The sequence below is a fragment of the Microbulbifer sp. ABH2_005 genome (assembly GCF_056160005.1).
Genome location: NZ_JBSWWI010000001.1, coordinates 686,764 through 713,696 on the forward strand (window position 1 = coordinate 686,764; position 26,933 = coordinate 713,696).

Consider the following 26,933-nt stretch of genomic DNA (forward strand, 5'->3'; position numbering starts at 1 on the left):
CATTTAGCTGGTGTTAACTGGCCCCAAATAGAAGACTAATTGAAAGTGTGGCTGTCTTCGGGGAATACGCCGAGTTTGACGTCTGCTGCGTACTTACGCAGGGCGCCGGGGATATCGCCGGCTTCCACCAGGAAGTTTTTGGAGAACTTCGGTGGTTGCTCGGTAAGGCCGAGGATATCGTTGATGACCAGAACCTGGGCATCGGTATCACGCCCCGCGCCGATGCCGATAGTCGGCATGGACACGGACTCGGTAATGCGCTTGGCCAGGGCGCTGGGTACACATTCCAGCACCAAAAGGTCGGCACCGGCCTGATCCAGCAGGATCGCATCTTCCAGCATTTGCTCGGCGTGTTTTTCGTCGCGCCCCTGAACCCGGTAGCCGCCGAGCTTATGAACGGACTGGGGGGTGAGCCCCAAGTGGGCACAGACAGGGATACCGCGATCTGTGAGCATTTTGACTGTGTCGGCAAGCCAGGCACCACCCTCAATCTTCACCATATGGGCACCGGCCTGCATGATACGGGTGGCGTTTGTGAGTGCTTGCTCCGGTGTGGCGTATGTCATGAATGGCATATCACCCATGATCAGGGATTTTTTATTGCCCCGCGCCACCGCTTCCACGTGGTAGATCATCTGCTCCATAGTGACCGGTACTGTGCTGTCGTAACCCAGCACGGTCATGCCGAGAGAGTCACCCACCAATACGGTTTCTACGCCGGTTTTCTGCGCCATAGCTGCCATGGGCGCATCGTAGAGAGCGACGGTAATAAATTTCTCGCCGTTCGCTTTCATTTTGCGCAGGGTTTGCACGGTAACGAGCTTTTCTAATTCTGAGGGTGCATACATAGCGGTTAACTTCCCGGGTTGTAGTAATGACGGCCCTTGGTCACTGTGAGCATGTACTCCACCAGTTGCTGGTAATCCTCGGGGCTATCGACAATATCGATATCCTCACTGTTGACAATCAGCAGCGGTGAGCTGTCGTAGAAATGGAAAAATTGGGTGTAGGCATCGTTGAGTGTGGCCAGGTATTCATTGCTGATTGCGCACTCTGCGGGGATGCCTCGATTGCGGATGCGGGTCTGCAGGACTTCCAGCGGCGCCTGCAGATAAATCACCAAGTCGGGTTTAGGCGCCTCTAAGGTAAGGTGCTGGAACACCTGTTGATAGAGTGCGAGTTCATCCGCGTCCAGGGTGACCTGGGCAAACAGCTGATCCTTCTCGATAAGGAAGTCCGCCACTCGCACAGGTTCAAACAGATCATCCTGGCGTAGGGCCTGGATTTGTTGGGAGCGCTGCAACAAAAAATGTAACTGGGTTGGGAGTGCGGCGTTCTTGGGATCGCGGTAGAAGCGCTCGAGAAAGGGGTTTTCCTCGGGCAGCTCCAAGAGGGTGTCGTAATTGAAAGTGGTGGCCAGTTTCTTGGCCAGCGTGGTTTTACCCACACCGATATTGCCTTCAACAGCAATGAATTTCGGTGGGGTTCTTTCCGGTTGGTCAAATTCACACAGATTGGTTTCGCTGTTGTCGATAACCACGTGTTTGACTCCTTTGGTTGGGGGTCTTCCCTGATGGGCTGCAGGCGCAAAAATACTATTAAGCGGGGCGGCCAGTCGAGCACTTTTGGCGCTGCACTGTAGGCTGGTTAGATTTTCTCCAGGCGATTTTGGGGGCAATTCTGCAGCAGCTGTTGCAGTGATTCCCCAGTTGGCAATTGCAGGTTGGGGGCTAGCTCGGCCAGTGGCAGCAGCACGAAGTTGCGCTCTGCCATGCGCGGGTGCGGCACCTGCAGGCGTGCTTCGTCTAACTGGAGCTCGCCGAACAGCAGGATATCCAGGTCGAGGGTTCGTGCTCCCCAGCGCACCGAGCGCTCGCGCCCGTGGGCCTGCTCAATCAACTGGAGTTGGTTAAGTAGCTCGATGGGTCGCAGCGCGCTCTCCAGTTCCGCTACAGCATTGACATAATCCGGTTGCTCCCCAGGGCCTATAGGGGCACTGTGATAAAAGCTGGAGCAGTGCAGCAGGCGGCTGTGGGGAATTTCTTCGATGGCTTTCAGGGCACCGCGCAGCTGTTTCTGGGGCTCAGCCAGGTTACTGCCGAGCCCGATAAAAACTCTTTCCATTATTCGGCAGCCTTTGGCCTGCGCCGGCGCCCGCCGCGGGAGTTGCGGCCACGGCGGTTGCCGCCACCGCTGCGCTGGAGCTTGCGTACCATCTGTTGGCGCTGTTCGTCGTCGGCCTGCTGGAATTCGGTCCACCAGTTGCCCAAGCCGGGCTCGAGCTCACCACACTCTTCGCGCAATAGCAGGAAGTCGTAAGCGGCGCGGAAGCGGGGGTGCTCCATTTGACGCTGTGCGCGGCTGCCGCCGCGCTGTGGCAGGCGGTGCTGCAGGTCCCAGATTTCGCGCATGGGGATAGAGAAACGCTTGGGAATCGCGGTGTGGGCCAGCTGGTTGCTTGTGATTTTTTGTGCCGCCTGGGCCAATGCTGGTGCCGGCGGCACCCCTTTTTCTATGAGTTTCTTCTGTTCTTCATTCACCGCCGGCCACAACAGGGCCGCGTACAAAAAGGCGGGGGTGACACGCATATCGGCCTGGATACGCTGATCGGTATTGCGCAGTGCGCGTCGGGTCAGTTCCAGTGCCGAAGGGTTCTTTTCAATTTGGGCGGCGTTATCGGGGAACAGGTGTTGCCACAGATGGTAGCGGCGCAACAACTCGAAAGTGCGCTCGCCCTGGCCGCTCATCAGCAGCTTGAGAATCTCGTCGAATAGGCGCGCGGGGGCAATATTGCGCAGTAGGGGGGCCAGCTCCTGCAAAGGGGCTTCGGTGCCGGCTTCAATGGCAAAATCCAGTTTGGCGGCGAAGCGTACCGCGCGTAGCATCCGCACTGGGTCTTCTTTATAGCGTGTGGCCGGTGTGCCAATCATGCGGATAAGACGCTTTTCTATATCCTCCACACCGCCGGTGTAATCGTGGATGGCGAAGCCATCGGTGGTGTAGTAGAGCGCATTAACCGTGAAGTCCCGGCGCACGGCGTCACTTTCCAGATCGCCATAGACATTGTCACGCAGCAGCATTCCGTGTTCGGACTGTTTGGCTTCGTGCTCTTCGCCATCGTTGTGGTGACCGCGGAAAGTGGTGACCTCAATGACCTCACGGCCGATACGCGCGTGCAGGATTCGAAAACGCCGCCCGACGATGCGTGCACCGCGAAACAGTGTCTTGGCCTGTTCTGGGGTAGCGTCAGTGGCGACATCGAAGTCTTTGGGGTGGCCGCCGAGCATTAGGTCCCGAACACCGCCACCGACAATGTACGCTTGGAAACCCGCCTCTTGTAGGCGCTTCATGACCGTTAGGGCCGCGCGGCTGATGTCCCGGCGGGAGATATTGTGATCGCTGCGGGCGATAATCCTGGGGCCTTTCTTGGCCGGCTTGCGCCAGCGTTTGATACTACTAATCAAATTATTGAGCATACGGCTGTCTGTCTTGACTGCTGCCATCTGTTGGTGACCGAAAATGCCCTGTTGGTGCTGAGGCCACATCTTCGGTGGCGGCAGGCTTTACACCCGCGCTTTCCTTGCCCCATATAAGTTAGGGTAAGTTGTTGCACTACTGGGGCCTCTGAACCTGGGCTGGCCCAGGGGCGAAGTCCAAAACAGGGGGCGGCAATGGCATCTGCTGTCAGTGTGGAGGACTCGCTGGCGCGATTCTAACACACGCAAAGCAATGCGCCCGCAATCTGCGGGTGCCGGAAAGTTGGGGAAAAGTTTGGGAATTATTATTACAGGTATTAAGGTAGCGGCTTCCTTGCGCTCTTAATTTGCTATCAAGCAAACACCCTCTCCCAGGTATAAATCAGTCAGTTTGCAACGCGCTTGTTGTTATTTTTATTCTTCTTTCGAATTTATTGTTATTGTTTATTGTTGTTCTTGCGGTTTTGGCCACTCATTGCTTTTGTTATCGGCCGCCCCATTATTTTTATTGTGTTTCGCCCACTTATTTTGAGTAGTTATAGGGCTTTTAACGGTCATTTATTTTTATTGTTGGCCGTTTTTAATTTTTGTACTAAGAGTAAAGCACTTAGTGTGCCAACTTTTAAAAAACCTTATAAATCAACAAGTTACAATCTTTACGAAAATTGATGGAACTTTTCTAAGCGCCATTGCGTTACGTAAGGTGCGGCAACTGTTACTTGAGGTAGGTGTTGGGTAACACTTCCCCTTGTTACCGGAGGTGTACAAGGGGCGCGGGGGCGCCAGCATGCAGGGCACACCGTTGGGGAGGCGTTTTTTGGGATTCAAGTGCCGCGGCGGGGTAGCGCGGCCGGTGGAGGTGATCGGGGGCGGCTTAGCCCCCAGAATAAGGTAATCAGACTTCGGCAACGGCGCTGCGGCGGGCCTTCTTGCGGGGAATGCCCAGTTTTTGACGTCTTTCCCACAGACATTTGCGGCTAACTCCCAGCTTTTTCGCCAGTTCTGTCTCGCTCATGGTGTCCTGGTGCTCGATAACGAAGCGCGCGAAGTAATCCTCTAGAGACAGGTCTTCGCGGGGATCTGTGTGCAGGCTGCGTGGGCGGGGTTCGCCAATGGCTTCTTCCACAGGGACCAAATCTAGATCGATATCCAGGGTTCTATGATCGATTTCCCGGCTATCGCGGTCGGTGAGGATCACCGCGCGCTGTATGGCGTTCTCCAGTTCACGTACGTTACCGGGCCAGGTGTAGGTGGTGACAGCCTGGACGGCTTCAGGAGAGAGGCGCAACAGGGGTCGCTCAATTTTGGTGCAGAACTTTTCCAGAAGGTGCTCTGCTAGTGCAAGGACATCGCGACCGCGTTCGCGCAGCGGGGCCAGAGTCATCTGCACCACGTTGATGCGGTAGTAGAGGTCTTCGCGAAATTTGCGTTCAGCGGCGAGTTGGCGCAGATTGCGGTGGGTGGCGGTAACCAGGCGTACATCCACTTTGTGGGACTCAATAGAGCCGATCGGACGCACTTCGCCCTCCTGTATCACACGAAGCAGTCGCGCCTGGGCCTCCAAGGGGAGTTCCCCGATTTCATCCAGAAACAGTGTGCCCCCATCTGCAGCGGCAACAAGCCCTTCGCGGGCACTCTGGGCACCGGTAAAGGCGCCTTTTTCATAACCGAACAATTCAGATTCGATCAATGTCTCGGGAATGGCGGCACAGTTGACTGAGATGAGTGGTTTGCCGGCGCGGCGGCTCTCCTCGTGGATAGCCTTGGCCACCAGTTCCTTACCGGTACCGGTTTCACCGTGTACCAGCACGGTGGCATCTGTGGGGGCCACCTTGTGGATGCGCCCGTAGAGTTCGCGCATAACCTGGCTGTCGCCGATCATCCCGGCGATAGTGCCGGGGTTGCCTTTATCCACAGGAGCTTGAGCGCGGCTCTGCTCGGCCTTGCCGATGACACGGCGAACAGTGGCGAGCATCTCATCGTGGTCGAAGGGCTTGGCGATATAGTCCGCAGCGCCCATGCGCATGGAGTCCACCGCGGAGCGCAGACTGGCGTAACTGGTCATGATCAGTACCGGCACTTCACCGGCGTGTTTGAGTAAGTCGGTGCCGGGCGCACCGGGAAGGCGCAGATCTGAGATAACCAGGTCGACCTCGTTAACTCGGTATTTACTGAGAGCCTCCCTGACTGAGCCCGCTTCGCTGACCTTGTATCGGTGCCGCTCTAACAGTTTGCGCAGCGCCGTTCGAATAATGGCTTCATCTTCGACGATCAGGATGTGGCTCATATGTTACGCCTGGTTACAAAATGCTCAACAAACGCCTAGTTTTACCCGGCCGCCGTTTCTATGCAACTCAAAAACGGAGAATCGGGTTATTTTTGCCCAATATCTGGCCGGTTTGCCGGCTGGATTCTTAACCTGCCAAGGGCAGCTGCACAGTAAATCTGGCGCCGCGGCCAGTCTCCGGATTAGCCGGACTCTCTAGTTCCAGCTGTCCCCCGTGCTCCTCGACAATGCTGTACACCATCGCCAGGCCGAGGCCTGTGCCCTCGCCGGGTTCTTTGGTGGTGAAGAAAGGTTCCAGGATGCGCTCGCGGTGCTGGGCCGAAATACCGGGGCCGTCGTCGGTAACAGACACACAGGCACAGCCCCTGGCTTCGCGGCCTTCAATGCGGATAAGGCCGCCATCGGGACTGGCGTCGCGGGCGTTGCTGAGCAGGTTGATAAATACCTGGATCAGGCGCTGGTTATCTCCGGGGGCGATCAGATCTGCGGGCACCGCATTTTCGAAACGCACTTCGGTTTTATCCCGCTGCAGGGACAATAAATGTACGGCTTCCTGCACGCAGGCATAGAGGTCCACTGGCGCGCGTTCACTTTCCTGGCTGCCGCTGTGGGAGAAATTCACCAGTGAGTGCACGATACGGCTGATGCGCTGGGTCTGGCTGAGGATATGGTCGGCGGTTTCCAGCACTTCCGGATTGTCGCAATCGAACTGGAGGTTCTGCGCCAGGCAGGCGATGCCGGTCACCGGGTTGCCCACTTCGTGGGCGACACCGGCGGCAAGACGCCCCACCGAGGCCAGGCGTTCGCTGTGAATCAGCTCCTGTTCCAATATCTGGGTTTCGGTAATGTCCTCGAGTAGCAACATCTGTCCATCGCCGCGCTGGTTGCGGGCTGGCCCGCTGCGGCTGCGTTTCTGTCGGGTTTTGTGCAGGTTGAGCCAGTGGCTGTTGCCGTCGAGACTGACCTGCTGCTTGAAGCGGCTGGCATCGGTAGATTCGGCGAACTCCGCCAGCAGACTGCGCCAGGGCTCAGCCAGATATTCCAGTTTGGAGCCGATCACCTCTACGGCGGCAATACCGGTGAGATCCTGCATGGCGTAATTCCACAGCAGTATCTCGCCATCGCGCCCCAGGGAGCAGGCGGCCATGGGTAGCTCTTCGAGCATTTGCCGGTGATACAGGCGCAGGTTGTTCAATTCTGCGGCGAGCCCGGTGAGCTGGTGTTTGTAACGCCCCAGGCGGGTTTCGATCAGGTGGATATCCTTGTTAGCCGGCTGATCGCTGTTCTGGAAGGGAAAATGGCGATCGATAATCTGGCCGGCTAGCACCCGCCCCAGCAGCCCCGACAGGTTGGATTCGATACGGTTGCGCAGCTGGCGTAAGGCGTAGGGGCGGCGTTCATCATCGGGCAGGTTGAGCTGGCTGAGGGCGCGTTTCACCTCGGTGTTGGCGGTCGCCGCCCCCAGGCTCTCCGCCAGGCGCAGGCGAAAGTCCGCTGCGGACTGCACATCAAGGCCAAGGCGCAGAGCCTGGGCGATGGTGTCGTCACTGCACAGGTCAGCGGCGTATTGTTCCAGGCTGCTCGTCGAAGTGAACAGCGACAGGCTGACGAACAGCAGTATGTTGACGCCGAGTGACAGGGTGGTGATCTGGGTCCAGATGGACATCCCCAAAGGGATCTGAAGAGAAGTACCGGGCAGGGTGATGCCGGTAATCTCGAACACCGATGGCAGCAGCAAGCCGCAACCCCAGATCAGCATCCCAGCCAGAAGCCCGCCGATCAGACCACGTCGATTGCCCCGCGGCCAGTGAATAACGGCGAAGATACCAGGGAGGAACTGTAGCGAGCCGATAAAAGCCAGCAGGGCCAGATCCGATAGGGATAGGCGATTGTCCAGCAGCAGATAGAAGGCGAAACCGGCGATAAACAATGCGGCTATCAAGGCCCGGCGCAGCCATACCAGCTGGCGATACATATTGTCTTCAGAATGCCAGCGGGTGCCCGGTAGTAGCCAGTGGTTCATCACCATGGTGGACAGCGCCAGGGTCATCATAATCAGTGCGCCGGTGGCGGCGGAGAGGCCGCCGATAAAGGCGAGGGTGGTCAGCAGCGCCGAGCCGCTGGCTCGCGGCACTGCTAGCGAAAAGTACTGCACCGGTTCGGCCACATCCAGGGCGAAACCCGCCCACATTATCGGAAAGATCGGTAGCGCCATCAGCAACAGGAATAGCGGGAATCCCCAGCTGGCGGTGCGCAGGGCCTGGCCGGTGGGCCGCTCGGCAATACTCAGATAAAAGATATGGGGCATGGCCACGGCGGTGGCGATAAAGACCAGCAGCAGCGTATGCGAGGAACCCTGCTCAATAGGGGTGTAGAGCAGTTGCTGCATATCGTTGTTTTCCAGCAGCCACTGGTCGAGTCCCGAAAAACCACCGAATACACCGTAAACCGCATAGCCCCCTACTGCGGTCAGCGCCACCAGCTTAACCAGGGATTCCAGTGCCATGGCGCTGGCCAGGCCCTCACCGCGCTCGCGAGTGGCGCCGTACATACTGGTAAACACTGCCAACAGTACGCAATAGAAGAAGGCGATCAGGTTTTTGCTGGAGACACCGCTATCCGGCAGCCCCAGTGCAGCGACGCTGTCCCGAGATAGCAGTGCCAGGGTCTCAGACACCGCTTGGATCTGCAGAGCCACCAGCGGCAACAGCGCCAGTAGCATAAACAGGGTGGCCAGGGTGCCCACCTGGCGACTGTGGTAGCGGAATACCAATAGATCAGCGGGGGAGTAGAGCTGGTAGCGCTGGGCCAGGCGAGCCAGGGGTTCCAGCGCCACCGGTGCGAACAGGAACATGGCACCGGTGCCCAAGTAGTAGGCGAGCACTCCGTAACCGTATTGCCAGGCGAGGTCGACAATGCCGTAGAAGGTCCAGGCGGATAGAGAGACCCCCAGCGAGAGCACATACACCAGAGGATGGCGCACCCAGCGCGAGGGCAGCCATCCTTTGGAAGTGGCGAAAGCGACAAAGAACAGGGTGGCGATATAGGCGACCCCGATCAGGGCGATATGGGCTATCTCAAAGCTCATTCGACTTGCGCCTCCACTGGATAAAAATCGCCAGCAGGATCAGTACGAACCAGAGAATAAAGGGCCGATACCAGGCGCCAACGGGGTTGATCATCCAGGTAAATATGGTGGGGGAGAACACATAGCCCACCAGCACGAGCAGAATTAGCAGGGTGCGGTTGCTCATAGGTTGTTATGTAAATCCGCGTGGAGGGTGAAAAGGTAAATGGTTGGCCGGGTTTCGGCTGGCGCAAAAATGTTAATTGTCCCCAGCGATCAGTGCAATTGCCGGTCGCGCTTATCGACCTGGTGACGCTGCCAGCGCGCCGCAGCCCACTTCAGAATATGTTCCGGTGCCTCTCTCTCCAGATCATCCGCAATATGGAAGCCGAGAAAATCCAATGCGGTGCAGAGGTTGCTGGCGGCCTTGCTGTCGTCAATCGCCGGTGCGTGGTTTTGCTTGCTGAGTTTTTGCATTCCCCCCGGCCCCATGACCAACGGCAGATGGCCAAAGTGCGGCGCTTCGCTGCCGAGCAGGTGAAACAGGCGGATTTGTGCGGCGGTGGTGTCTAGCAGGTCGGCACCGCGCACGACATGGTTGATGCCCTGGGCAATATCATCGACCACTACTGCCAATTGATAGGCGTAGAGGCCATCGCGGCGCTTGAGAATGGTGTCTTCGCGTACTGACTGGCTTTGTGTCCCGCGCCAAATATCCTCGAAGTGCTCTTCTCCGCCTGCGCAATGCAGGCGCAGGGCGCAGACACTATCGTTTTTATCCCCTGTACCCCTAGTTCGGCAGGCCAAGTTATCGTGACCACCGTTTTGGCGGATCTGAGTGCGTGAACAGTAACAGGCGTACAGGAGTCCCTGCTGGCGCAATCGAAAGAGGGTCTCTTCGTAGAGTGCGTGGCGCTTGCTCTGCCATTCAACCGCACCGTGCCAATGCAGTCCATGGGATTCCAGGGTTTTCAGGATGCGTGTAGCTGCGCCGGGTTCCTCGCGGGGGGGATCGAGGTCCTCCATACGCACGAGCCAGTGCCCACCATGCGCGAGGGCGTCGAGATAGCTGCCGAGTGCGCACACCAGCGAGCCGAAATGCAGGGGACCGCTCGGCGAAGGAGCGAAGCGACCGATATAGGGAGTCTTGCTATTCAAGATGGTAGAGGCGGTCCCGTCGACCGCCCTGTCCAGCTGGGCGATCTGGGGTGATCGCCGCAATGCGAAGGGAAAAAATCAGCCGGAAAGCTGTTTTTCCTTGATCTCAGCCAGGGTTTTGCAGTCCACGCACAGGGTTGCAGTGGGGCGCGCTTCAAGGCGGCGGATACCAATATCAACCCCGCAAGCTTCACAGAAACCGTAGTCATCCTGGTCAATCAGTTCCAGGGTGGCGTCGATTTTCTTAATCAGCTTGCGCTCGCGATCGCGGGTGCGCAGTTCAAGGCTGAACTCTTCTTCCTGGCTCGCGCGATCGGCGGGGTCGGGGAAGTTTGCGGCCTCGTCTTTCATATGGGAAACGGTGCGGTCCACTTCCGCCATCAGTTCGGCCTTCCAGGCCAACAGCAAGTTGCGGAAATGCTCCTGCTGCTTCTCATTCATGTACTCTTCGCCCTTAGTCTCCTTGTAGGGCTCAAAGCCGTGCAGAGAATCGGTGCTCGCAGCAGTTTTGGGCATAGTCGTTGCCTCTCTTTCTTTACGGACCCCCGATAATGGGGGCGATACCACCAAATTCAATCTAGCCTAGACCGGAATCTTTTTGGGTGATGTTTTTTTCACCTATTCAAGCAGTTGCGGTGGCAGGCTAATCCTTGCCTCGGTTACCGAGACCCCCGGCGACCGAGAGCGAGGAAGCTATCAAATCTGCGCGATTCGCGCCACAAATAGTTGTCTGCTATTTTGTGGCGCTGAAATGTACAAGAGTGCCAGCCAGTGAAGTTTTCTCCTCCATTACAAAAGGCCACCCTGTTGCGTCGCTACAAACGTTTCCTCGCCGATGTGGAGACGGCTAATGGCGAGATGTTTACCATCCACTGCCCAAATACAGGCTCTATGAAAAACTGTTGGATTGAAGGGGGCGCATGCTGGTATTCGGATTCGGGCAATCCCAAGCGCAAGTACCGTCACACGCTGGAAATCTGCACAACCCCAGACGGCGCCTTGGCCGGCGTTAATACCGGGCGCGCCAATGCCCTGGTGGAAGAGGCCATAAATTCCGGAGTGGTCAGTGAGTTGCAAGGGTATGAATCCCTGCGTCGGGAAGTGCGTTACGGCGATGAAAATAGCCGTATTGATTTTCTATTGTCCGGTGATGCCGGCGACTGCTATGTGGAGGTCAAGAATGTCACTCTTGCAGATGGGCCGCGCGGTTATTTTCCCGATGCGGTAAGTGCCCGCGGTGCCAAACATCTGCGTGAGTTGCAGAAATTGGCTGAAAGTGGTGTGCGTGCAGTGCTTTTTTACTGTGTACAACACAGCGGTATCGAGAGTGTGGCAGCAGCGCGAGAGATCGACCCCGTTTATGCCAAGGCCCTCGATAGCGCTGTGTCTGCCGGTGTGCAGGTGCTCGCTTACAAGGCACAGATGAATGCCGCTGAAATTGTTCTGAGCGAAGCTTTGCCATTTCGCTGAGAGAATTTGGTTTATTGGCTGGGCGGAATTCGGCCAGCCAATAAAATCTCATTCCTGCGATTTTATTGAGGCCAGTTTATTCCGGCAGCAGGGCGTAGAGACCGTCTTGAGCGTATTCCACTGGCACTGGCGTTAGAGCATCCCCGGTACAGGGCCCGGCAATGCATTCGCCGGTTTCGATGGTGAACAACGCTCCGTGGGATGCACATTGAATCAATGCGCCATCGGGATCGAGAAACTGGTCTTCCTGCCAGTCGAGATTGATGCCGCGATGGGGACAGGTGTTTTTATAGGCGAAAACCTCACCCCCTTTCATTACCGCAAACACATTGTCGGTGCCTGCGGCGGTATCGCCGAGGGAAAAGCCTTTGGATTGTCCTTCCGTTAACTCATCGTAACGACACAGGAAGTATTTCTGCATAACTGGTCGGCCTTAGGCACAATTATTTATTGGTTATTGCGGCGCCTTCTCTCCAGATATGTTGATTTGGGGAAGCTGCGCCGGATTCTGCCCCTGTTTACTGGGGCGCCGCGAGTGTAATCGAGGTGTAGCGGATTGTCCCGTTGCGCATTATTCCCAGGGTAATCTGGTCCCCGGCGCGGTACTTCTCCAGTGCATTCAGCAGGTCGTCGTAGCTGCGGACGGGTTGTTGTTCGACTTCCACGATAACGTCTCCGAGTTGCCACCCCCCTTGGCGTGTGCGGTAGATGCCCTGTAACCCGGCTTTTTCCGCCGGCAGGCCGGGCGCAGTGCGCAGCACGGCAACACCTTCAAAGCCGTAGCGACTGCTCCACTGGTCCGGCGCCGATTCGATGCCGAGAATTGGCCGAACCAGGCGGCCGTAGTTAATTAGCTGCGGCACTATTTTCTTTACGGTATCCACAGGAATAGCAAAACCGATGCCCACACTGGCGCCGCTCGGGCTATAGATAGCGGTATTTACACCGATCAGGCGGCCGAGGGAATCGAGCAGAGGACCGCCAGAGTTGCCAGGGTTAATAGCGGCGTCGGTTTGAATCACATTGCGGATGGTGCGGTTGTTGGCGGCTTCGATTTCTCGCCCCAGTGCGCTGACCACTCCGGTGGTCAGGGTGGTGTCTAGGCCAAAAGGATTGCCGATAGCGAGTACCTTGCGCCCCACAGACAGGTTGCTTGAAGTGCCTGCTACCAGAGGTTTGAGCAATCCTTTCGGTGCTTCAATTTTCAATACGGCCAGATCTTTTTCCGGTGCGGTACCCACCAGAGTGGCGGGCCATTCACTGCGGTCCTGCAGGGTGATGGTGACTTGGCGTGCGCCTTCGATGACATGGAAATTGGTGACCACGTGCCCCTGCTCATCCCAGATAAATCCACTGCCGGCGCCTTTGGGCACCGCGTGCAGGCGCAGGGTTCTGCGATCGCGAACCAGAGTTTCATTGGTGACATACACCACCGATGGACTGGCAAAATTAAACACCTGCATGGTGTTGCGCTCGTCATCGGTGGCGAACTCCGGTACCTCTGCATACAGGGGAACGATGAAAGAGAACAAAAGGGCCGACAGAATAATGGGCAGAGTTTTAAGCGGTGTCATGGGTTGCCGTCTTCGCTTTATCACTTTACTGAAAAGTTTACTTTGCTCGCTGTGAGGGAGTGAAGATGGGGGCGCGGCAATGAATTAAAACCCGCCCCCGAAGCGTGTAAACAGCAACCTGGCTATTACTTGCGGAAATTTTGCAAGGCGAGGATGCGGTCATCTAGCGGCGGGTGGGTGGCCAGCATAGCTCCCATATTGCCGAAAATACCAAAGGCTTTCATATTGCCCGGCAGCGGTTCCTCGTGACCCCGTTCAGATTCCACTTTGAGCCGTTGCAGTGCGGCAATCATAGAGTTGGGGCTCGCCAGGGTGGCGCCGGCGTGGTCTGCGCGATACTCCCTACGGCGGCTGAACCAAGCGATGATAAACATGGCGAGGAAGCCAAAAATAATATCCATCACGATAGAGGTAACGTAGTAGCCGATGCCCAGGCCCTGCTCATTGCGCAGTATCACCCGGTCGACAAAGAAACCGACCAGCCGTGCAAAGAACATCACAAAGGTATTCACCACTCCCTGAATCAACGCCAGAGTTACCATATCGCCGTTGGCCACGTGACCGATCTCATGGCCGATCACCGCGCGCGCCTCTTCGCGACTGAAGCGCTGCAATAGCCCGGCGCTCACAGAGACCAGGGCATTGTTGCGATTCCAGCCGGTGGCGAAAGCATTGGCCTGGGGCATGGGAAAAATACCCACATCCGGCATACCGATATTCGCCTTGCGCGATAGCTCGCGCACCGTTTCCACCAGCCATTGCTCGTCGGCACTGCGCGGCTCGGTGATAATCTGGGTGCGGGTGCTCATACGAGCGATGGTCTTGGAGAGAAACAGGGAAATAAAAGAGCCGCCAAAACCAAATAGCGCACAGAGAAGCAGCAATGCACCCAGGTTCAGGTCGACACCATTGGCCTGGAGGATGCCGCCAATACCGAAAATATTGAAAATAATGCCGACTAGAACCAATACCGCCAGGTTAGTCAGCAGGAATAGTCCAATGCGCAACATCGGCTCTCTCCGTCTCTTTGCCCTTAGACAAGTTTAGATAGGGTGTGGTGGTTTGTGTGACAAAATTTAGTGTTACTGCCGGGCGGAAGTAATAAAGAACGTGTTGATTTAGCGGTCCGCCGGAAACAGCTTCCTGTGAGTTCTTAATTGGCACTCATACCACAGGCTTCCTACAGCTCGGTAGGCAGTGTATTCCTTCTATTGTTTTAGGGACAGGCCCTAGTCAGAATTCTGCGTGGCCAGCAGGCGATCGGCTTCAGTGACCAGCTGCTGCTTGAGATCCGGATCCAGGTCGTTCCAGTGAACGTCCAGGAGGGCACCTTGAAGTGCATAGAGCATGACACGCGAGGCGTTGATGCCGCGGTTGCGAATACTGATAAAGGCCTCAACCGGGCCAATACGATGGAGGTCTTCGTAGGTGCGAATACCAATGGAGTGAAGGATGTTGACGGAGGCGAGCCCCAAATTTTTCAGCTTGAGTAATTCTGATTGACTGGGGTGCATTCAGTTTTCCCTGCAAGGTTTTCCGTCCAGTGGTTGCGATCAATCCTCAATCGCGGGACTGAACTTAACATACATTAACAAACTGCCAACAAAGATTACCGCCGCGGGCTTTAAGACAGCGCCTATTACTTTATCTAGCAAATTGCGGTGGGCTCACTTATTCCACGCCGCTCTTTGGTAGAGTAGCCGGGTGTTTACTCACTTTAGACCGCCCTATAAGAATCGCCTGCCGATAGGAGCCAAATGTTATCTACACCACTAAAGAGCATGCTCTTCGGGCTCACGGATCATCACGTTATTCTCGATCCTCCCTCTGGGCAGCTGCTGCACCCGGAGGCCCTGGTCGCCTTTCAACGCCTGCGGCGCGATGCGCGCGATGCCGGCTTTGATCCCAAGGTTGTCTCCGGCTTTCGCAGTTTTGAGCGCCAGCGCACCATCTGGAATGGCAAAGCCCAGGGGCAGCGCCCGGTGCTTAACAACGATGGAGAAGCGCTTGAAATCTCCGAGCTGCCACAGGGGGAGCTGGTGCTCGCCATACTGCGTTGGTCGGCATTGCCTGGTGCCTCGCGCCATCACTGGGGTACAGATTTCGATATTATCGATTCCGCTGCCGTAGCAGAGGACTACCAGGTACAGCTAACCCCACAGGAAGTGGCTGATGATGGGGTTTTCGGTGCCTTTCACCAGTGGCTGGACCAGCGCATAGCTGCAGGGCAGAGTTACGGCCTGTTTCGCCCTTATGCCGAGGATCGCGGTGGTGTGGCACCGGAACGCTGGCATTTGAGCTATGCACCGCGAGCCCTGGAGCTACAGCACCTGTTGACCCTGGAGCGCCTGGAAGCGCAGCTGCGCTCCAGTGACCTGGCGCTGTGCGATACGATTTGCGAGCAACTGGAGCACATCTATACGCGCTTTGTGTGGATTCCAGATCACTGTTATCCGGCAGAAATGCCGCTCTGAGAAAGATCTACGCCACTGGATTCTGCGGTGGTTTCCTAAGATGAGTGGCGCTTGAAAGCCCCTGACATTCCTGCGAAGCTGCGCGAGCTCAGGGGCCCGGATTAGATTCAAGCAGATTAGATACAATAAGGCGGCACTGGGAGGGAAAGCCCTGGGAAAATGAGTAAGAAAGGTGAGGAACAGATTATCGACAGCCAAACTGAGCCCGGAGACGTATGGAGTGCTATGCGCGCAGAGGCTGCCGCAGCCGCCAGGGATGAGCCGATTCTGGCGAGTTACTTCCACAATACCGTGCTGCGCCACAAGTCGCCTGAGCACGCGATTGCAGACCAGTTAGCTTCAGTCCTCGATCACAATGCGCTCACGTCCACCGCCTTGCAGGAAGTGATCGCCTCCGCCCTACAGGGAGATGAAAGTATATCCCGCAGTATGTTGGCGGATATCTGTGCTTGGTATGACCGGGACCCCGCCTGCGACCAATACCTCACCCCCTTTCTTTACTTCAAGGGATTTCACGCACTGCAATCGCACCGTATCGCCCATTGGCTGTGGAATCAGGGGCGCACGACTCTGGCGCTGTATTTCCAGAGCCGTGTGTCGGAGCAGTTCGCTGTGGATATCCACCCTGCGGCCAAGTTTGGCAGCGGTATCATGATTGACCACGCCACGGGTTTGGTGGTGGGAGAGACCTCGGTGGTGGGCGACAATGTCTCCATTTTGCATTCGGTGACTCTGGGCGGCAGCGGCCGCGGTTCTGGGGATCGCCACCCGAAAATTGGTCATGGCGTGATGATTGGCGCCGGAGCCAAGATTCTGGGGCCTGTGCGGGTGGGTGAGGATGTGAAGATAGCCGCCGGTAGCCTGGTTCTGCAGGACGTTCCCGATCACACCACGGTGGCTGGCGTCCCCGCACGTCAAGTGGGAGGACGTATAGAGGGCGCCCCCGCTCTGACCATGGATCAAACCCTGGGCTCCGAAGAATAAAGTAGCCACGCCAAGCATTATCCAACCAGCATTACACATAGGGACTGAGTGATGAGCCAAGCCACCTATAGCCTGATATTCCGCGGCGACCTGATTGCCGGCTTTACCGCCGGTGATGTGAAGGCCAATTTGGCGCGCCTGTTTAAGAGCAGCCCCCAGGCAGTGGAAAAACTGTTTAGTGGTCGGCCGCTGGTACTTCGCAAGGGACTCAGCCGCGCCCAGGCGGAGCAATTTCAAGCCACCCTGGCCAAGGTTGGTGCCCAGGTGGTTCTCAAGAATGAGGGCGGTTCTGATATCGCCAAGCGTGCGCAAGAATCCAAGGCTGCTGAGCCAACGCAGGTATCGCAACCAGAAGGGCCTCTTGCTCCCAACTGGACGCTTGCGCCTATGGAGGGCAACTTGGTGAAAGATCATGAGCGCGAGCAGGTGGTGGAAGTGCAGGTGTCCACTGAGCATATCAGCCTACGTGCGGCGGAGGGGTTGTTACTGGATGAGAGCGAGCGGGCTGAGACAGCCGCTGTAGCGGTCAGTATTCCCCAGTGGGATCTCAATTAGATCTTCTGCAGTTCCCATTACAGGGAACGCCCAGGCATAAAAAAACCGGCAATTTGCCGGTTTTTTTATGCCTGCCAACCCGGCCAATAAAAAATCGTGCCGGGCTTTAAAGAAGCTGTGATCAGCCTTCTTCTTTCAGGTAGCGCTCGCGGGAAGCCAGTACTTCTTTGCGCGCTTCTTCAGCGTCGGCCCAGCCTTCCACTTTCACCCACTTGCCGGCTTCCAGAGCCTTGTAGTTTTCGAAGTAGTGTTCGATTTGCTTGAGCAGCAGCTCGGGCAGGTCGCCAATTTCCTGAACGTGATCGTACAGCTTGGTCAGTTTGGTGTGAGGTACCGCCAGCAGCTTGGCATCAACACCGGACTCATCGGTCATTTTCAGCACGCCGATCACACGGGAGCGGATCACGGAGCCAACCATTACCGGGTAGGGTGCTACTACCAGCACGTCCAGGGGGTCGCCGTCTTCGGACAGAGTCTGGGGTACATAGCCGTAGTTGGCCGGGTAGAACATGGGAGTGGCAACGAAGCGATCCACGAATACGGCGTCTGAGTCCTTGTCCACCTCGTACTTGATGGGGTCGGAGTTGGCAGGGATCTCGATGATTACGTTGATATCGCTGGGCAGGTCATTACCTGCGGGGATCTTGTCGAAGCTCATTGCTGTTCCTGAACTGGGTAAAACGAAAAATTTGGAGCGCGGATTATATATGCAGTTCGGCACGGCTGAAAGCCACGCCCCTAAAGGAAATATGGGGCGTCAAGGCTCGGCTGGCGGGTCTATCCTGTAGGTCATTGATAACAACAATGGGGCAGGGAAGGCCATGATCAAAGCGCGGGAGGTAAAAACCGTTCAGGAGGCTCGAGCCATCGTTGAGGGGCGCGGCCTCAGTCATGTCAAAGTGGGCCTGTTTGATTTGGATGGGGTGATGCGCGGCAAATATATGAGTCGCGAAAAATTCTTCTCTTCCCTGGAGCAGGGATTCTCATTTTGTGATGTGGTATTGGGCTGGGATGTCAAAGACCAGCTCTACGATAACACCCGCTATACCGGCTGGCATACGGGCTACCCGGATGCGCCGGTACGCATTTTGCCGCACAGCTGCCGCGATATTCCCTTTGAAGACAATATGCTGTTGTTTCTGGCGGAGTTTGATGAGCGAGCCCAGGTAGTCTGCCCTCGCGCGGCTTTACAGCGCGTGGTAGACCGGTGCCGGGCTATTGGATTTGAACCCTTCGCGGCCCTGGAATATGAGTTCTTTTTATTTGATGAAACACCTGAGTCGGTACGGGAAAAGGGCTTTCGCAACCTGAAGCCTTTCACGCCGGACTGGTTTGGCTACTCGATGCTGCGCAACTCGGTCCACGCCGAACTCTACCGAGAAATCCTCGATATGGGTGAGTGCATGGATTTTCCTCTGGAGGGGCTCCACACAGAAACCGGCCCGGGTGTTCTCGAAGCGGCCATTGCCGTGGATAGTGCAGAGGCTGCTGGGGACAAAGCCGCACTGTTTAAAACCTTTATGAAGGTGCTGGCGCAACGTATGGGCCTGATGGCCACCTTTATGTCGCGCTGGAGCAGTGATTACCCGGGACAGAGTGGCCATATTCATTTGTCGCTACGAGATCTGGATAGTGGCAGTGCCGCTTTCTTTGATGGCTCCCAGCCCCAGGGGATAAGTGAAACCATGCGCCACTTTATTGCCGGCCAGCAACGCCTGATGCCGGAATTCTTGGCGTTGTTCGCCCCTACTGTTAACAGCTATCGACGCCTGGTACCCGGTTTCTGGGCGCCCACTGGTGCGAACTGGGGCGTGGAAAACCGTACCACGGCGCTGCGCGCTATTCCCGGCAGTGAAAAATCACAGCGGGTGGAATACCGCTTGGGCGCAGCGGATGCCAATCCCTATCTGGCGCTGGCTGCAGCCCTGGGTTCCGGCCTTTACGGGGTAATGCAACAGTGGCAACCCAGTGCGCCAATTGAAGGTAATGCCTATGCCCTGGCGCGAGAGGCACAGCAGGAATTACCCACCACTTTGTGGGATGCCACCCAGCGCCTAAAAAATTCCGAGACCGCTCACGAATTATTCGGCAGCGAATTTATTGAGCACTTCGCCGCCAGCCGTGAGTGGGAGGAGCGCGAGTATCGCCGTCACGTCACCGATTGGGAATTGGATAGGTATTTCGAAATTATTTAAATGGCATTCTAACAGTGCGCTTCAGTGGTTTTTTATATTGAAGGGATATCAATGTATGCCGGTGATACCGGCGATAACGGATAGTTAAAATGCACCACCTGCGCTGTATTTCCCCTGTTGATAACAGTGTGTATCTAGAGCGGGCCTTGGCCGGCGAGGCTGAAATTCGTGTAGCCCTGGATAGGTCGGCGTCTTCGCAAAGGGCCTGGCGCTTGACCCCTATGGTAGAGCGTATCGCCATAGTCCACCGTGCGGTGGAATTTTTTACTGAGCGAAAGCATCGACTGGCAGAGGAAATCTGCTGGATGATGGGCAGGCCCATTCGCTATGCGCCGGGAGAAATAGATGGTTTTGCTGAGCGTGCCATCGCCATGGCGAACTTGGCGGAAGAGGCTCTCGCAGATATCCATTTGCCAATCAAACCGGGATTTTCCCGCTTTATACGCCGTGAGCCGCTGGGGACTTCCCTGGTGATCGCCCCCTGGAACTATCCCTATTTAACTGCGGTTAATGCGGTGGTGCCATCCTTGCTCGCAGGCAATGCGGTCATATTAAAACACTCTGCGCAAACGCCTTTATGCGCGGAGCGCATGGTGGAGGCTTTTAGGGAGGCGGGCCTGCCTTACGGGGTTTTTCAGTTTCTAAATCTCAATCATTCAAATACACAACGTTTAGCCTGTGCTGATGAAATTCAACATATTGCTTTTACCGGTTCTGTAGATGCGGGGGCCAATATTGAGCGCACTGTTGCTGGCCGATTTATCCAGCTGGGGCTGGAATTGGGCGGTAAAGATCCGGCTTATGTGCGGGAAGACGCAGACCTTGAACAGGCGGTAGAAGCAGTTGTGGATGGAGCCTTTTTTAACTCTGGCCAGTCCTGCTGTGGTATTGAGCGCGCCTATGTGCATGAAAATCTGTTTGATGAATTTGTTGAGCGTGCCGCTACATTAGTGGGTGACTACCAATTGGGGCGGCCCGATGATCCCCAAACAACCCTGGGTCCGTTGGTCAATGCGGAGGCTGCCGACAAAGTGCGCGCTCAAATTGACGAAGCACTGGCACAGGGCGCCAAGCCCCATCTTCAGAGTAATAAATTTTCCAAGGACAAACGCGGCACTCAGTATATGGCGCCGCAATTACTCACCGGTGTGCGCCACAAAATGCGGCTAATGCGCGAGGAATCTTTCGGTCCTGTTTTAGGGGTGCAAAAAGTCCATGACGATGGTGAGGCTCTAGAATTGATGAATAACAGCCGCTTTGGTCTCACAGCAGCTATTTTTTCTCGAGATGAAGAAACTGCCCTGGCAATTGGAGATTACTTGCGAGTGGGCACCGTTTTCCTCAATCGCTGCGACTACCTGGACCCGGAGTTGGCCTGGACTGGAGTCAAACAGTCTGGCAGGGGATGTACCTTGTCCAGAATTGGATTTGAGCAGCTAACCAGGCCCAAATCATTTCACTTTAAAGTTAGAGGTTAGCAAACCAGTAAAGAGGGAAAGTTTGTGAGGTGGATTACTTGTTGTATTTATGGATTGTTTTTAATTTATCCTCTGGCATCAAGCGCGGAACCTTACCTTTATGAAAATATTACTTTAGAGATTCCTGATGGCTGGTCGAGATACAAAGATCCTTACAATAATGATGTAGGGGTTGGTTCTCGTCAGGAGCACACGGGTAACCTGATGGCCTTCATTCTCAGAAAAGGAATGTTGAGTAGTGGGGGTGATCCCAGCGCATTTTTAAAAAACCATCCGGTGGAACATCCAGTTTCCTCAATCCAGGTTGGCAAATATTCAGGCTACTTTGTCACTTTTTCATCGGAAGGAAGGTGTTTGGCAAATTGGTTCCTGGGAGATGGGCATGATCTGCTAATTGCGCATTTTCAGGGTGACTGTAATTCGGCAGATTTCACACCAGTGACTAAGGTGATTGAATCTATCGAGCCTGTTGAGGATGTAGTCGATTAATGATGCGTCTACTGATTCTATAGGTCCAATTACTAAAATGAAAATCGTGCTTTTTTCAGCTGGAGTTTGGTCTAAGGATTATAGCGCCGAGCTTTGACAGGTTAGATAGGTAGATAGCAGTGAGGTTATGAACAGACAGTTTTTTAACCTTATTTGATCGGCAAAATACATAAAGTTTGTGGATAACTAGAAATTTTAAATGTTTAAGCGGTAAAGGCAGAGAGGCTAATGTGGATAAATACCGGGTAAACTGGAATTTTCCTACCAATATTTGGGTTGGTCCCGGCCGGATATCAGATCTTGCCAAAGCCTGCTCTGAACTCAATATGCAGCACCCCTTACTGGTAACCGATCCCGATATTGCAGGCATGCCATTGCTTCAACGCGCATTAGAGCCTTGTAAGGAATATGGTTTAGAGGTGGATATTTTCTCCTCGATCAAGGGGAATCCCAACGGTGAGAATATTGACTGTGGTGTCGAGCTGTTACGAGATAAAAACTGCGACGGTGTAATCGCTTTCGGTGGTGGTTCGGCCATAGATGCCGGTAAGGCGATTGCTCTAATGGCCGGGCAGCGTCGTCCCATTTGGGATTTTGAAGATATTGGCGATAACTATAAACAAGTGGACCCCGACGGTATGGTCCCGGTAATCGCCGTGCCCACTACCGCAGGCACCGGCTCGGAGGTAGGGCGGGTGGCGGTCATAACCGATGAACAGGCGAAGCTGAAACGCCTGATTTTTCACCCCAAACTATTACCGGATATCGTTATATTGGATGCAGAGCTAACTCTGGGTTTACCACCCCAGATTACTGCCGCCACCGGCATGGATGCACTCTCCCACAACCTGGAAGCTTATTATTCCCCCATTTACCATCCCATGGCTGAGGGCATCGCACTGCAGGGGATGCGTCTGATTAAAAACTATTTACCCCGTGCTTATATGATTGGCACTGAGTTGAAAGCCCGCCAACAGATGCTGGTGGCCTCCTGTATGGGGGCCACCGCATTTCAGCGCGGCTTGGGAGCCATTCATGCTCTGGCACATCCACTTGGTGCCCTCTATGACAAGCACCACGGTTTACTCAACGCCATATTGATGCCCTATGTGCTTGTAGCCAACCGGCCCGCCATAGAGATTCCCATGGGGCAGTTGGCCCTCTCACTGCAATTAACGGGCAAAGACAGGTTCGAGAGTGGTTTTGACGCGGTGCTGAATTGGATCCTTGGTTTGCGTCAGCAATTGAGCATCCCAAATACCTTAATGGATATCGGCATTAAAACCGATGATGCCGATAAGATCGGTTGTATGGCCGCGGAAGACCCCTCCGCAAGTAGCAACCCTATCTCTTTCAATGCCGTGGAATATCGCGATATTTTCCTACGGGCCTGCCAGGGCAATATTGCACTGTAAGAAATTGCTCCTAAGGTCCGACAGAAGAGAGCCTATCAATAGAATTTTTCACAGGAATTGGTTATGCGCAGTATTTTTACTCTGTTTATTCTTTTTGCAGCCACTCTAGGATTTGCCCAAGATTCCCCTAACATCCGCACCGCTATTTTTGCCGGAGGTTGTTTCTGGTGTATGGAACCGCCTTATGACAAAGTGAATGGCGTACTGGAAACCACTTCGGGTTACAGCGGTGGTCATGTAAAGAACCCCTCCTATGATCAGGTCTCTGCTGGTGGTACCGGCCATGCCGAGGTGGTGCAAGTTAAATATGACGCAGACAAAGTGAGTTATTCTGAGTTACTCAATATCTTTTGGCACAACGTAGACCCCTTTGATGCCGGTGGCCAGTTTTGTGATCGGGGTGATCAGTACCGTGCTGAGATCTTTTACGGTAATGAAGAAGAGAAGAAGCTGGCCGAAGAGAGTAAGAAGAAAGTAGAGGCTGAGCTGGGTAAGAAAGTTGTCACCCAGATAAAGCCTGCCGCTACTTTTTATCCAGCAGAGGCATACCACCAGGATTATTATCAACGTAATCCTCTCCGCTATAAATACTACCGTTTCCGCTGTGGACGGGATCAGCGGCTTGAGGATGTTTGGGGTAAAGGAAAAAGTAAGAGCAAGAGCTGATGGGTGAGGATTTTTTTGATCCCCCAATTAGTGATGCCCTCAAAGCGCATGAGTCTCCTGACTAAGACAATTCAGATGTGGTAAAAGGCATGGGGAACACCGAATCTGGCAGATTGCAAGAAGGGGAGGTAATGAGCATTGCAGCAGGATTCCCCGTTCTTTATCGCTATATAGCTGCAGATAAATCCAAACCTCTAATGGTATTTGTGCCGGGTAACTCTCACTTGGCCCGTATCTTTTATGGCTGCCCCGAGGCCAGGGAAGAAGACTTTATCAGTTATTGGGTACATCGTTCAGGCCACCCTTTTCTCGCGATATCCTTCCCCATCGCTAATAAAGCCTTTGATGGATATTACCCCAATTTCACCATCGCAGACTGGGGCAAGCAGGTCGCGGAAGTAATTGACAAGATTGTCTCTGAGAATAGCTTACAGCGAGAAGTGATCGTTTGTGGCTGGAGTATGGGATGCAAGATTGCCGGAGCTCTTGGGAAGGAGGTGATTGGTAAGAGCTTCTCAATAGTGATGTTTGTTGCTATGTCGGGAGATCCCGCTGTTCCGGGCTTCTTGCCAAAAGCAAATACTGAAAATATCGCTATGACGCCAGAAGGGCTGGCAAATCGGGAGAGCTTATACCCCTGGTTTTTTCAGGCGCTGGAGGATCAAAGTACCTATAATGGCCATACTATTCTCCCAAAAGATATTTATGGGCAGAGGATGCTGGGGGCCACTCCTGTAGCATTAATCTGTACAGGCTTGATGTATAGGCATGGCCACTTTGAAGAAGATTTATTGACAACTATCCAATCCGCCAACACTTTCGGCTATGAAGATTATCCTTTTCCTGTGGTTATTCATGGTAATTCGATATCTGATGCTGAGAATATACTGCTCAATAATTCTAATTGGGCATTTATTAGAAATAGAGTGCTCATTAAAAGGATACTTGGGGATAATGCATTGAAGGACCTCTCTCCTGCTCAGTGGGAGCGTCTTCAAGAGCTAGTTGAATGCTCTGGTAGCCACTTTTCAATATCCCTTCCCGGGGGACACTTCTTTTTTTTAGGAGAGCTCGGTGCCAAGTCAGTGGTGATAAGCATAATTAAATTATTGTTACGGACTAATAATACTCCGCTATTATACGACTATAATTTATAGGGCTTATAATACATATCATAAGGCAATGTAGTAGTGGAAGTTTGCGGATAGGTATTGCAGGATATATTATCAGGAGATAATCATAGACTGTAGTTATTTAAAATAAATACAGTCTAAGGGTGGGTGAAATCAATGAGTTGAAGCAGTATAATTTATATCAAATATAATTTAACTTGTCCTTTAGTAGATTTTTTAAATGCTCCACAAACTGCTCTCGCTGAATCTGTGTTGTATTTACACAACCAATAATTAATCCAGACTTGGCTGGTTGATTTGCGTAAGATAGGGAAAGCGCTGAACTCCCATATCCATTCTGGTTGAGTTTTTGTGCAAGTTTGATGTCATTAAAGCCTGGTGTACTAATAACAACATACATAGATGCACTGCTTCTAATCAGCTTAACACTTGGTTCGAGTTTATTTATGATTAATTCGCAAAAATGCTTCCACTTATCCCGATAATGTTTTTGCATTTTTCGCACATGTCTCACAAAGTGTCCTTCGGCAATAAAGTCAGATATTACTGCTTGATAAAGTAGTGTTGAAGGTCCTGAGAGTGTGGCTTTTGTATATGTGAAAGAAGATACTACGGGTTTGGGTACTACAAGATAGCCTAAGCGTAAATTTGGTTTTAATACACGATTAAAACTACCGATAAATATCACTGGGCTATTTTCACGCATTCCTTGTAAAGCCGCTATCGGTTTTTCCCCAAACGAAAACACACTATTAGATTCATCTTCTAATATCCAGCAATTAGATTTTTCTGCCCAGTCTAAGAGTTTATCTCTTTCATACGGTGGAATAATACCACCCATAGGGTGCTGATGAGTTGGACTTGTATAGATTAATTTTGCTTCTATATTGGCTTCTAAAACTCTGGCCACATCCAATCGATTTGCATCTAAGTCAATCAAATTTATTTTTGCATTTTTTGCTTCAAAAGCAATTCTTGCACCTCTGTAGCATGGATTTTCAATAATTACAGGGTCAGCATGATTTAATATGGTTTGAGCACAAATATTTAAGGCTTCCTGCCTCCCGTTTGTTATAATAATTTGTTCTGGAGTGCAGCGAACACCCTGAGATAAGAGTAAATATTCTGCAAGTCTCTCTCTTAAAGGGAGATATCCAATTGGATCACCATATCCGCTAATGGAAATCCTATCTTGATGTTGTCGATATATTTTATTCCAAATAGAAAAAGGGAAAGCTCTTAGATCCGGCATGCCTGGAGAAAATGGTAGGGTTGGTGGCCAGCGTGCCATAAGAGAAGACTGAGATTTTAACATCTCACAATAGTTTGAAAGCGCTGGAAGATCATTGTTATTATTACCAGTTCCACTGGTTAAATTTGACTTGTTTGAATCTGTTACAAAATGTGGTAGAGAATAAGAAACAAAAATTCCTTTTCCCGCTTCACTAAAAAGAAATCCTTCATTTTTTAGTTGTTCTATTACTTGAGTAATAGTGTTTCGGCTGACTTGTAGGCATTCAGACATTATTCTGGATGAAGGCAGCTTTACCCCAGCTGCATATCTACCACTAATTATACAATCTATTAAGGCGTTATAGATTTGCTTCTGGAGAGGTTTTTTTCGATTTAGGGTAAAATCAGAAATTTCTGGAGAACTCACCGTAGATACCATTAAATCAGGTTTAAGAATTTTAGGGAGGTGATGATTGTTAAATTATTAACATCCACCTAACAATAAATTATTTTGCTTTCTTACATGTTGTGTTTTGTTTTTTTGTGCAATCTATTTCATGTTGACTCAAGGATTTTTTTACGAAATGCAACTGCCAATAATTTTTAAGGTTCATAGTTTTTATGGTGTCTTAAAAATAAACTTAGGGTTTTTAAGTCTCATGTTTGAGTTAAGAATGTAAGGCTTTATTTGCGGTAAATGAGTTGTCGCTAAATTTTTCAGTCAGGTATACAATTTTAAATCATGATTATTATTATCAGTGAGTGGTACCATGATTTTTCTAAAACTGGACCTTTTTTTCAGGTGGGTGTCTTAAATTAAGCGTTTATTACCGGGTAAAATTATTTCAATGAACAATTTATTTGTTATAAGTATGATTGTTGGTCGTAAGTCAAGGCTCATCGTGTGTTGAATTTTCCTTTAATAAAGATGTATTCTTTGTTGTTGGTATATTAATAGTTAAAGAATATAGATGTATTTTTGTTCTTGGCTAGATTTATGGAATGGTCACATTTTAATTAAAGCAAAAGCTTTTAAAGCGGGTTTTATTTGGTTTTTTAAATGATGCTCTAGATATTTGCAGAGCTATGAGAGTAAAAGATAGGTCGTATTAGTGCATTCAAAATTAGATCAGACATTTTAGTTCGTCAGCGTCAGTAAAGGATCATTCCAAAAATCTCTCTGGTAAATCATATCATTCAGATATATATAATAATGACTAGAGGTTTTGATAATTGCAAATGTGGTTGTACTAGTTTTATTAAGTTTTATACATGGCTC

25 protein-coding genes are annotated in these 26,933 nt (G+C 52.8%); 10 read left to right on the forward strand and 15 right to left on the reverse strand.

Annotated elements, in window-relative coordinates:
* Nucleotides 1-35: 35 nt before the first annotated feature.
* From panB to dksA, 9 genes are all read right to left on the reverse strand, one after another.
* The gene (panB, locus tag ACXAFI_RS02920) at nucleotides 36-848 is read right to left on the reverse strand and encodes a 3-methyl-2-oxobutanoate hydroxymethyltransferase (RefSeq protein WP_152454727.1); all 813 of its coding nucleotides are present in this window, start codon (nucleotides 846-848) and stop codon (nucleotides 36-38) included.
* A 5-nt stretch (nucleotides 849-853) separates the two neighbouring features.
* Entirely contained in the window at nucleotides 854-1,540 is a 687-nt protein-coding gene (locus tag ACXAFI_RS02925; protein ID WP_152456425.1) for a deoxynucleoside kinase, read from the reverse strand.
* A 107-nt stretch (nucleotides 1,541-1,647) separates the two neighbouring features.
* Complete coding sequence (gene folK, locus ACXAFI_RS02930; protein ID WP_475107615.1) at nucleotides 1,648-2,124, reverse strand: 2-amino-4-hydroxy-6-hydroxymethyldihydropteridine diphosphokinase; 477 nt, start codon at nucleotides 2,122-2,124, stop codon at nucleotides 1,648-1,650.
* Entirely contained in the window at nucleotides 2,124-3,503 is a 1,380-nt protein-coding gene (gene pcnB, locus ACXAFI_RS02935; RefSeq protein WP_475107616.1) for a polynucleotide adenylyltransferase PcnB, read from the reverse strand. Before pcnB ends, folK begins: the two co-directional genes overlap by 1 nt.
* 868 nt (nucleotides 3,504-4,371) lie before the next feature.
* Nucleotides 4,372-5,763 (reverse strand): sigma-54-dependent transcriptional regulator, encoded by a 1,392-nt coding sequence (locus ACXAFI_RS02940; RefSeq protein WP_475107617.1) that lies wholly within the window; start codon nucleotides 5,761-5,763, stop codon nucleotides 4,372-4,374.
* A gap of 127 nt (nucleotides 5,764-5,890) precedes the next feature.
* Nucleotides 5,891-8,851, reverse strand: a complete 2,961-nt coding sequence (locus ACXAFI_RS02945; RefSeq protein WP_475107618.1) for an ATP-binding protein — start codon at nucleotides 8,849-8,851, stop codon at nucleotides 5,891-5,893.
* Nucleotides 8,841-9,017 carry a hypothetical protein gene (locus ACXAFI_RS02950; protein ID WP_169337099.1) on the reverse strand — a complete coding sequence of 59 codons (177 nt, stop codon included), beginning with the start codon at nucleotides 9,015-9,017 and terminating at the stop codon, nucleotides 8,841-8,843. Before ACXAFI_RS02950 ends, ACXAFI_RS02945 begins: the two co-directional genes overlap by 11 nt.
* 89 nt (nucleotides 9,018-9,106) lie before the next feature.
* Nucleotides 9,107-9,988, reverse strand: a complete 882-nt coding sequence (gene gluQRS, locus ACXAFI_RS02955; RefSeq protein WP_475107619.1) for a tRNA glutamyl-Q(34) synthetase GluQRS — start codon at nucleotides 9,986-9,988, stop codon at nucleotides 9,107-9,109.
* 78 nt (nucleotides 9,989-10,066) lie between these two features.
* Complete coding sequence (gene dksA / locus ACXAFI_RS02960) at nucleotides 10,067-10,504, reverse strand: RNA polymerase-binding protein DksA (RefSeq protein WP_152454721.1); 438 nt, start codon at nucleotides 10,502-10,504, stop codon at nucleotides 10,067-10,069.
* Nucleotides 10,505-10,759: 255 nt separating this feature from the next.
* Between dksA and sfsA the strand changes: the two genes are divergently transcribed.
* Nucleotides 10,760-11,458, forward strand: coding sequence for a DNA/RNA nuclease SfsA (sfsA, locus tag ACXAFI_RS02965; protein ID WP_475107620.1), 699 nt, complete (start codon nucleotides 10,760-10,762; stop codon nucleotides 11,456-11,458).
* A gap of 76 nt (nucleotides 11,459-11,534) precedes the next feature.
* On the opposite strand, the gene ACXAFI_RS02970 is transcribed toward sfsA, so the two are convergent.
* From ACXAFI_RS02970 to ACXAFI_RS02985, 4 genes are all read right to left on the reverse strand, one after another.
* On the reverse strand, nucleotides 11,535-11,879 hold the full coding sequence (locus tag ACXAFI_RS02970; RefSeq protein WP_444919909.1) for a Rieske (2Fe-2S) protein: 345 nt from the start codon (nucleotides 11,877-11,879) through the stop codon (nucleotides 11,535-11,537).
* A 97-nt stretch (nucleotides 11,880-11,976) separates the two neighbouring features.
* Nucleotides 11,977-13,032 carry a S1C family serine protease gene (locus ACXAFI_RS02975; protein ID WP_475107621.1) on the reverse strand — a complete coding sequence of 352 codons (1,056 nt, stop codon included), beginning with the start codon at nucleotides 13,030-13,032 and terminating at the stop codon, nucleotides 11,977-11,979.
* 125 nt (nucleotides 13,033-13,157) lie between these two features.
* Nucleotides 13,158-14,042 carry a protease HtpX gene (gene htpX, locus ACXAFI_RS02980; RefSeq protein WP_475107622.1) on the reverse strand — a complete coding sequence of 295 codons (885 nt, stop codon included), beginning with the start codon at nucleotides 14,040-14,042 and terminating at the stop codon, nucleotides 13,158-13,160.
* A gap of 219 nt (nucleotides 14,043-14,261) precedes the next feature.
* Nucleotides 14,262-14,546: a TfoX/Sxy family protein gene (locus tag ACXAFI_RS02985; RefSeq protein ID WP_152454716.1), complete on the reverse strand. Its 285-nt coding sequence runs from the start codon at nucleotides 14,544-14,546 to the stop codon at nucleotides 14,262-14,264.
* A 243-nt stretch (nucleotides 14,547-14,789) separates the two neighbouring features.
* Between ACXAFI_RS02985 and ACXAFI_RS02990 the strand changes: the two genes are divergently transcribed.
* The 3 genes from ACXAFI_RS02990 to ACXAFI_RS03000 all read left to right on the forward strand — a co-directional run bounded on the left by ACXAFI_RS02990 (nucleotide 14,790) and on the right by ACXAFI_RS03000 (nucleotide 17,045).
* Nucleotides 14,790-15,506 (forward strand): M15 family metallopeptidase, encoded by a 717-nt coding sequence (locus ACXAFI_RS02990; protein WP_475107623.1) that lies wholly within the window; start codon nucleotides 14,790-14,792, stop codon nucleotides 15,504-15,506.
* Nucleotides 15,507-15,665: 159 nt separating this feature from the next.
* Nucleotides 15,666-16,490 (forward strand): serine O-acetyltransferase, encoded by an 825-nt coding sequence (gene cysE / locus ACXAFI_RS02995; protein ID WP_475107624.1) that lies wholly within the window; start codon nucleotides 15,666-15,668, stop codon nucleotides 16,488-16,490.
* A gap of 51 nt (nucleotides 16,491-16,541) precedes the next feature.
* A complete protein-coding gene (locus ACXAFI_RS03000) occupies nucleotides 16,542-17,045 on the forward strand; it encodes a hypothetical protein (RefSeq protein WP_475107625.1) in 504 nt (167 codons plus the stop codon).
* Between the two features lie 121 nt (nucleotides 17,046-17,166).
* Here the strand turns inward: ACXAFI_RS03000 and ppa are convergent, their stop codons facing one another.
* Complete coding sequence (gene ppa / locus ACXAFI_RS03005) at nucleotides 17,167-17,703, reverse strand: inorganic diphosphatase (RefSeq protein WP_152454713.1); 537 nt, start codon at nucleotides 17,701-17,703, stop codon at nucleotides 17,167-17,169.
* 163 nt (nucleotides 17,704-17,866) lie between these two features.
* On the opposite strand from ppa, the gene ACXAFI_RS03010 reads away from it, so the two are divergent.
* From ACXAFI_RS03010 to ACXAFI_RS03035, 6 genes are all read left to right on the forward strand, one after another.
* Nucleotides 17,867-19,240: a glutamine synthetase family protein gene (locus tag ACXAFI_RS03010; protein WP_444919902.1), complete on the forward strand. Its 1,374-nt coding sequence runs from the start codon at nucleotides 17,867-17,869 to the stop codon at nucleotides 19,238-19,240.
* A gap of 89 nt (nucleotides 19,241-19,329) precedes the next feature.
* Nucleotides 19,330-20,718 carry an aldehyde dehydrogenase family protein gene (locus ACXAFI_RS03015; protein WP_475107626.1) on the forward strand — a complete coding sequence of 463 codons (1,389 nt, stop codon included), beginning with the start codon at nucleotides 19,330-19,332 and terminating at the stop codon, nucleotides 20,716-20,718.
* A gap of 24 nt (nucleotides 20,719-20,742) precedes the next feature.
* On the forward strand, nucleotides 20,743-21,207 hold the full coding sequence (locus ACXAFI_RS03020; protein ID WP_444919900.1) for a hypothetical protein: 465 nt from the start codon (nucleotides 20,743-20,745) through the stop codon (nucleotides 21,205-21,207).
* 230 nt (nucleotides 21,208-21,437) lie between these two features.
* The gene (locus ACXAFI_RS03025; protein ID WP_444919899.1) at nucleotides 21,438-22,622 is read left to right on the forward strand and encodes an iron-containing alcohol dehydrogenase; all 1,185 of its coding nucleotides are present in this window, start codon (nucleotides 21,438-21,440) and stop codon (nucleotides 22,620-22,622) included.
* A gap of 63 nt (nucleotides 22,623-22,685) precedes the next feature.
* Entirely contained in the window at nucleotides 22,686-23,288 is a 603-nt protein-coding gene (gene msrA / locus ACXAFI_RS03030) for a peptide-methionine (S)-S-oxide reductase MsrA (protein ID WP_475107627.1), read from the forward strand.
* A gap of 131 nt (nucleotides 23,289-23,419) precedes the next feature.
* A complete protein-coding gene (locus ACXAFI_RS03035; RefSeq protein WP_475107628.1) occupies nucleotides 23,420-24,445 on the forward strand; it encodes an alpha/beta fold hydrolase in 1,026 nt (341 codons plus the stop codon).
* 157 nt (nucleotides 24,446-24,602) lie between these two features.
* Here ACXAFI_RS03035 and pdxR read toward each other — a convergent pair whose 3' ends face one another.
* On the reverse strand, nucleotides 24,603-26,081 hold the full coding sequence (pdxR, locus tag ACXAFI_RS03040; protein ID WP_475107629.1) for a MocR-like pyridoxine biosynthesis transcription factor PdxR: 1,479 nt from the start codon (nucleotides 26,079-26,081) through the stop codon (nucleotides 24,603-24,605).
* Nucleotides 26,082-26,933 lie beyond the last annotated feature (852 nt).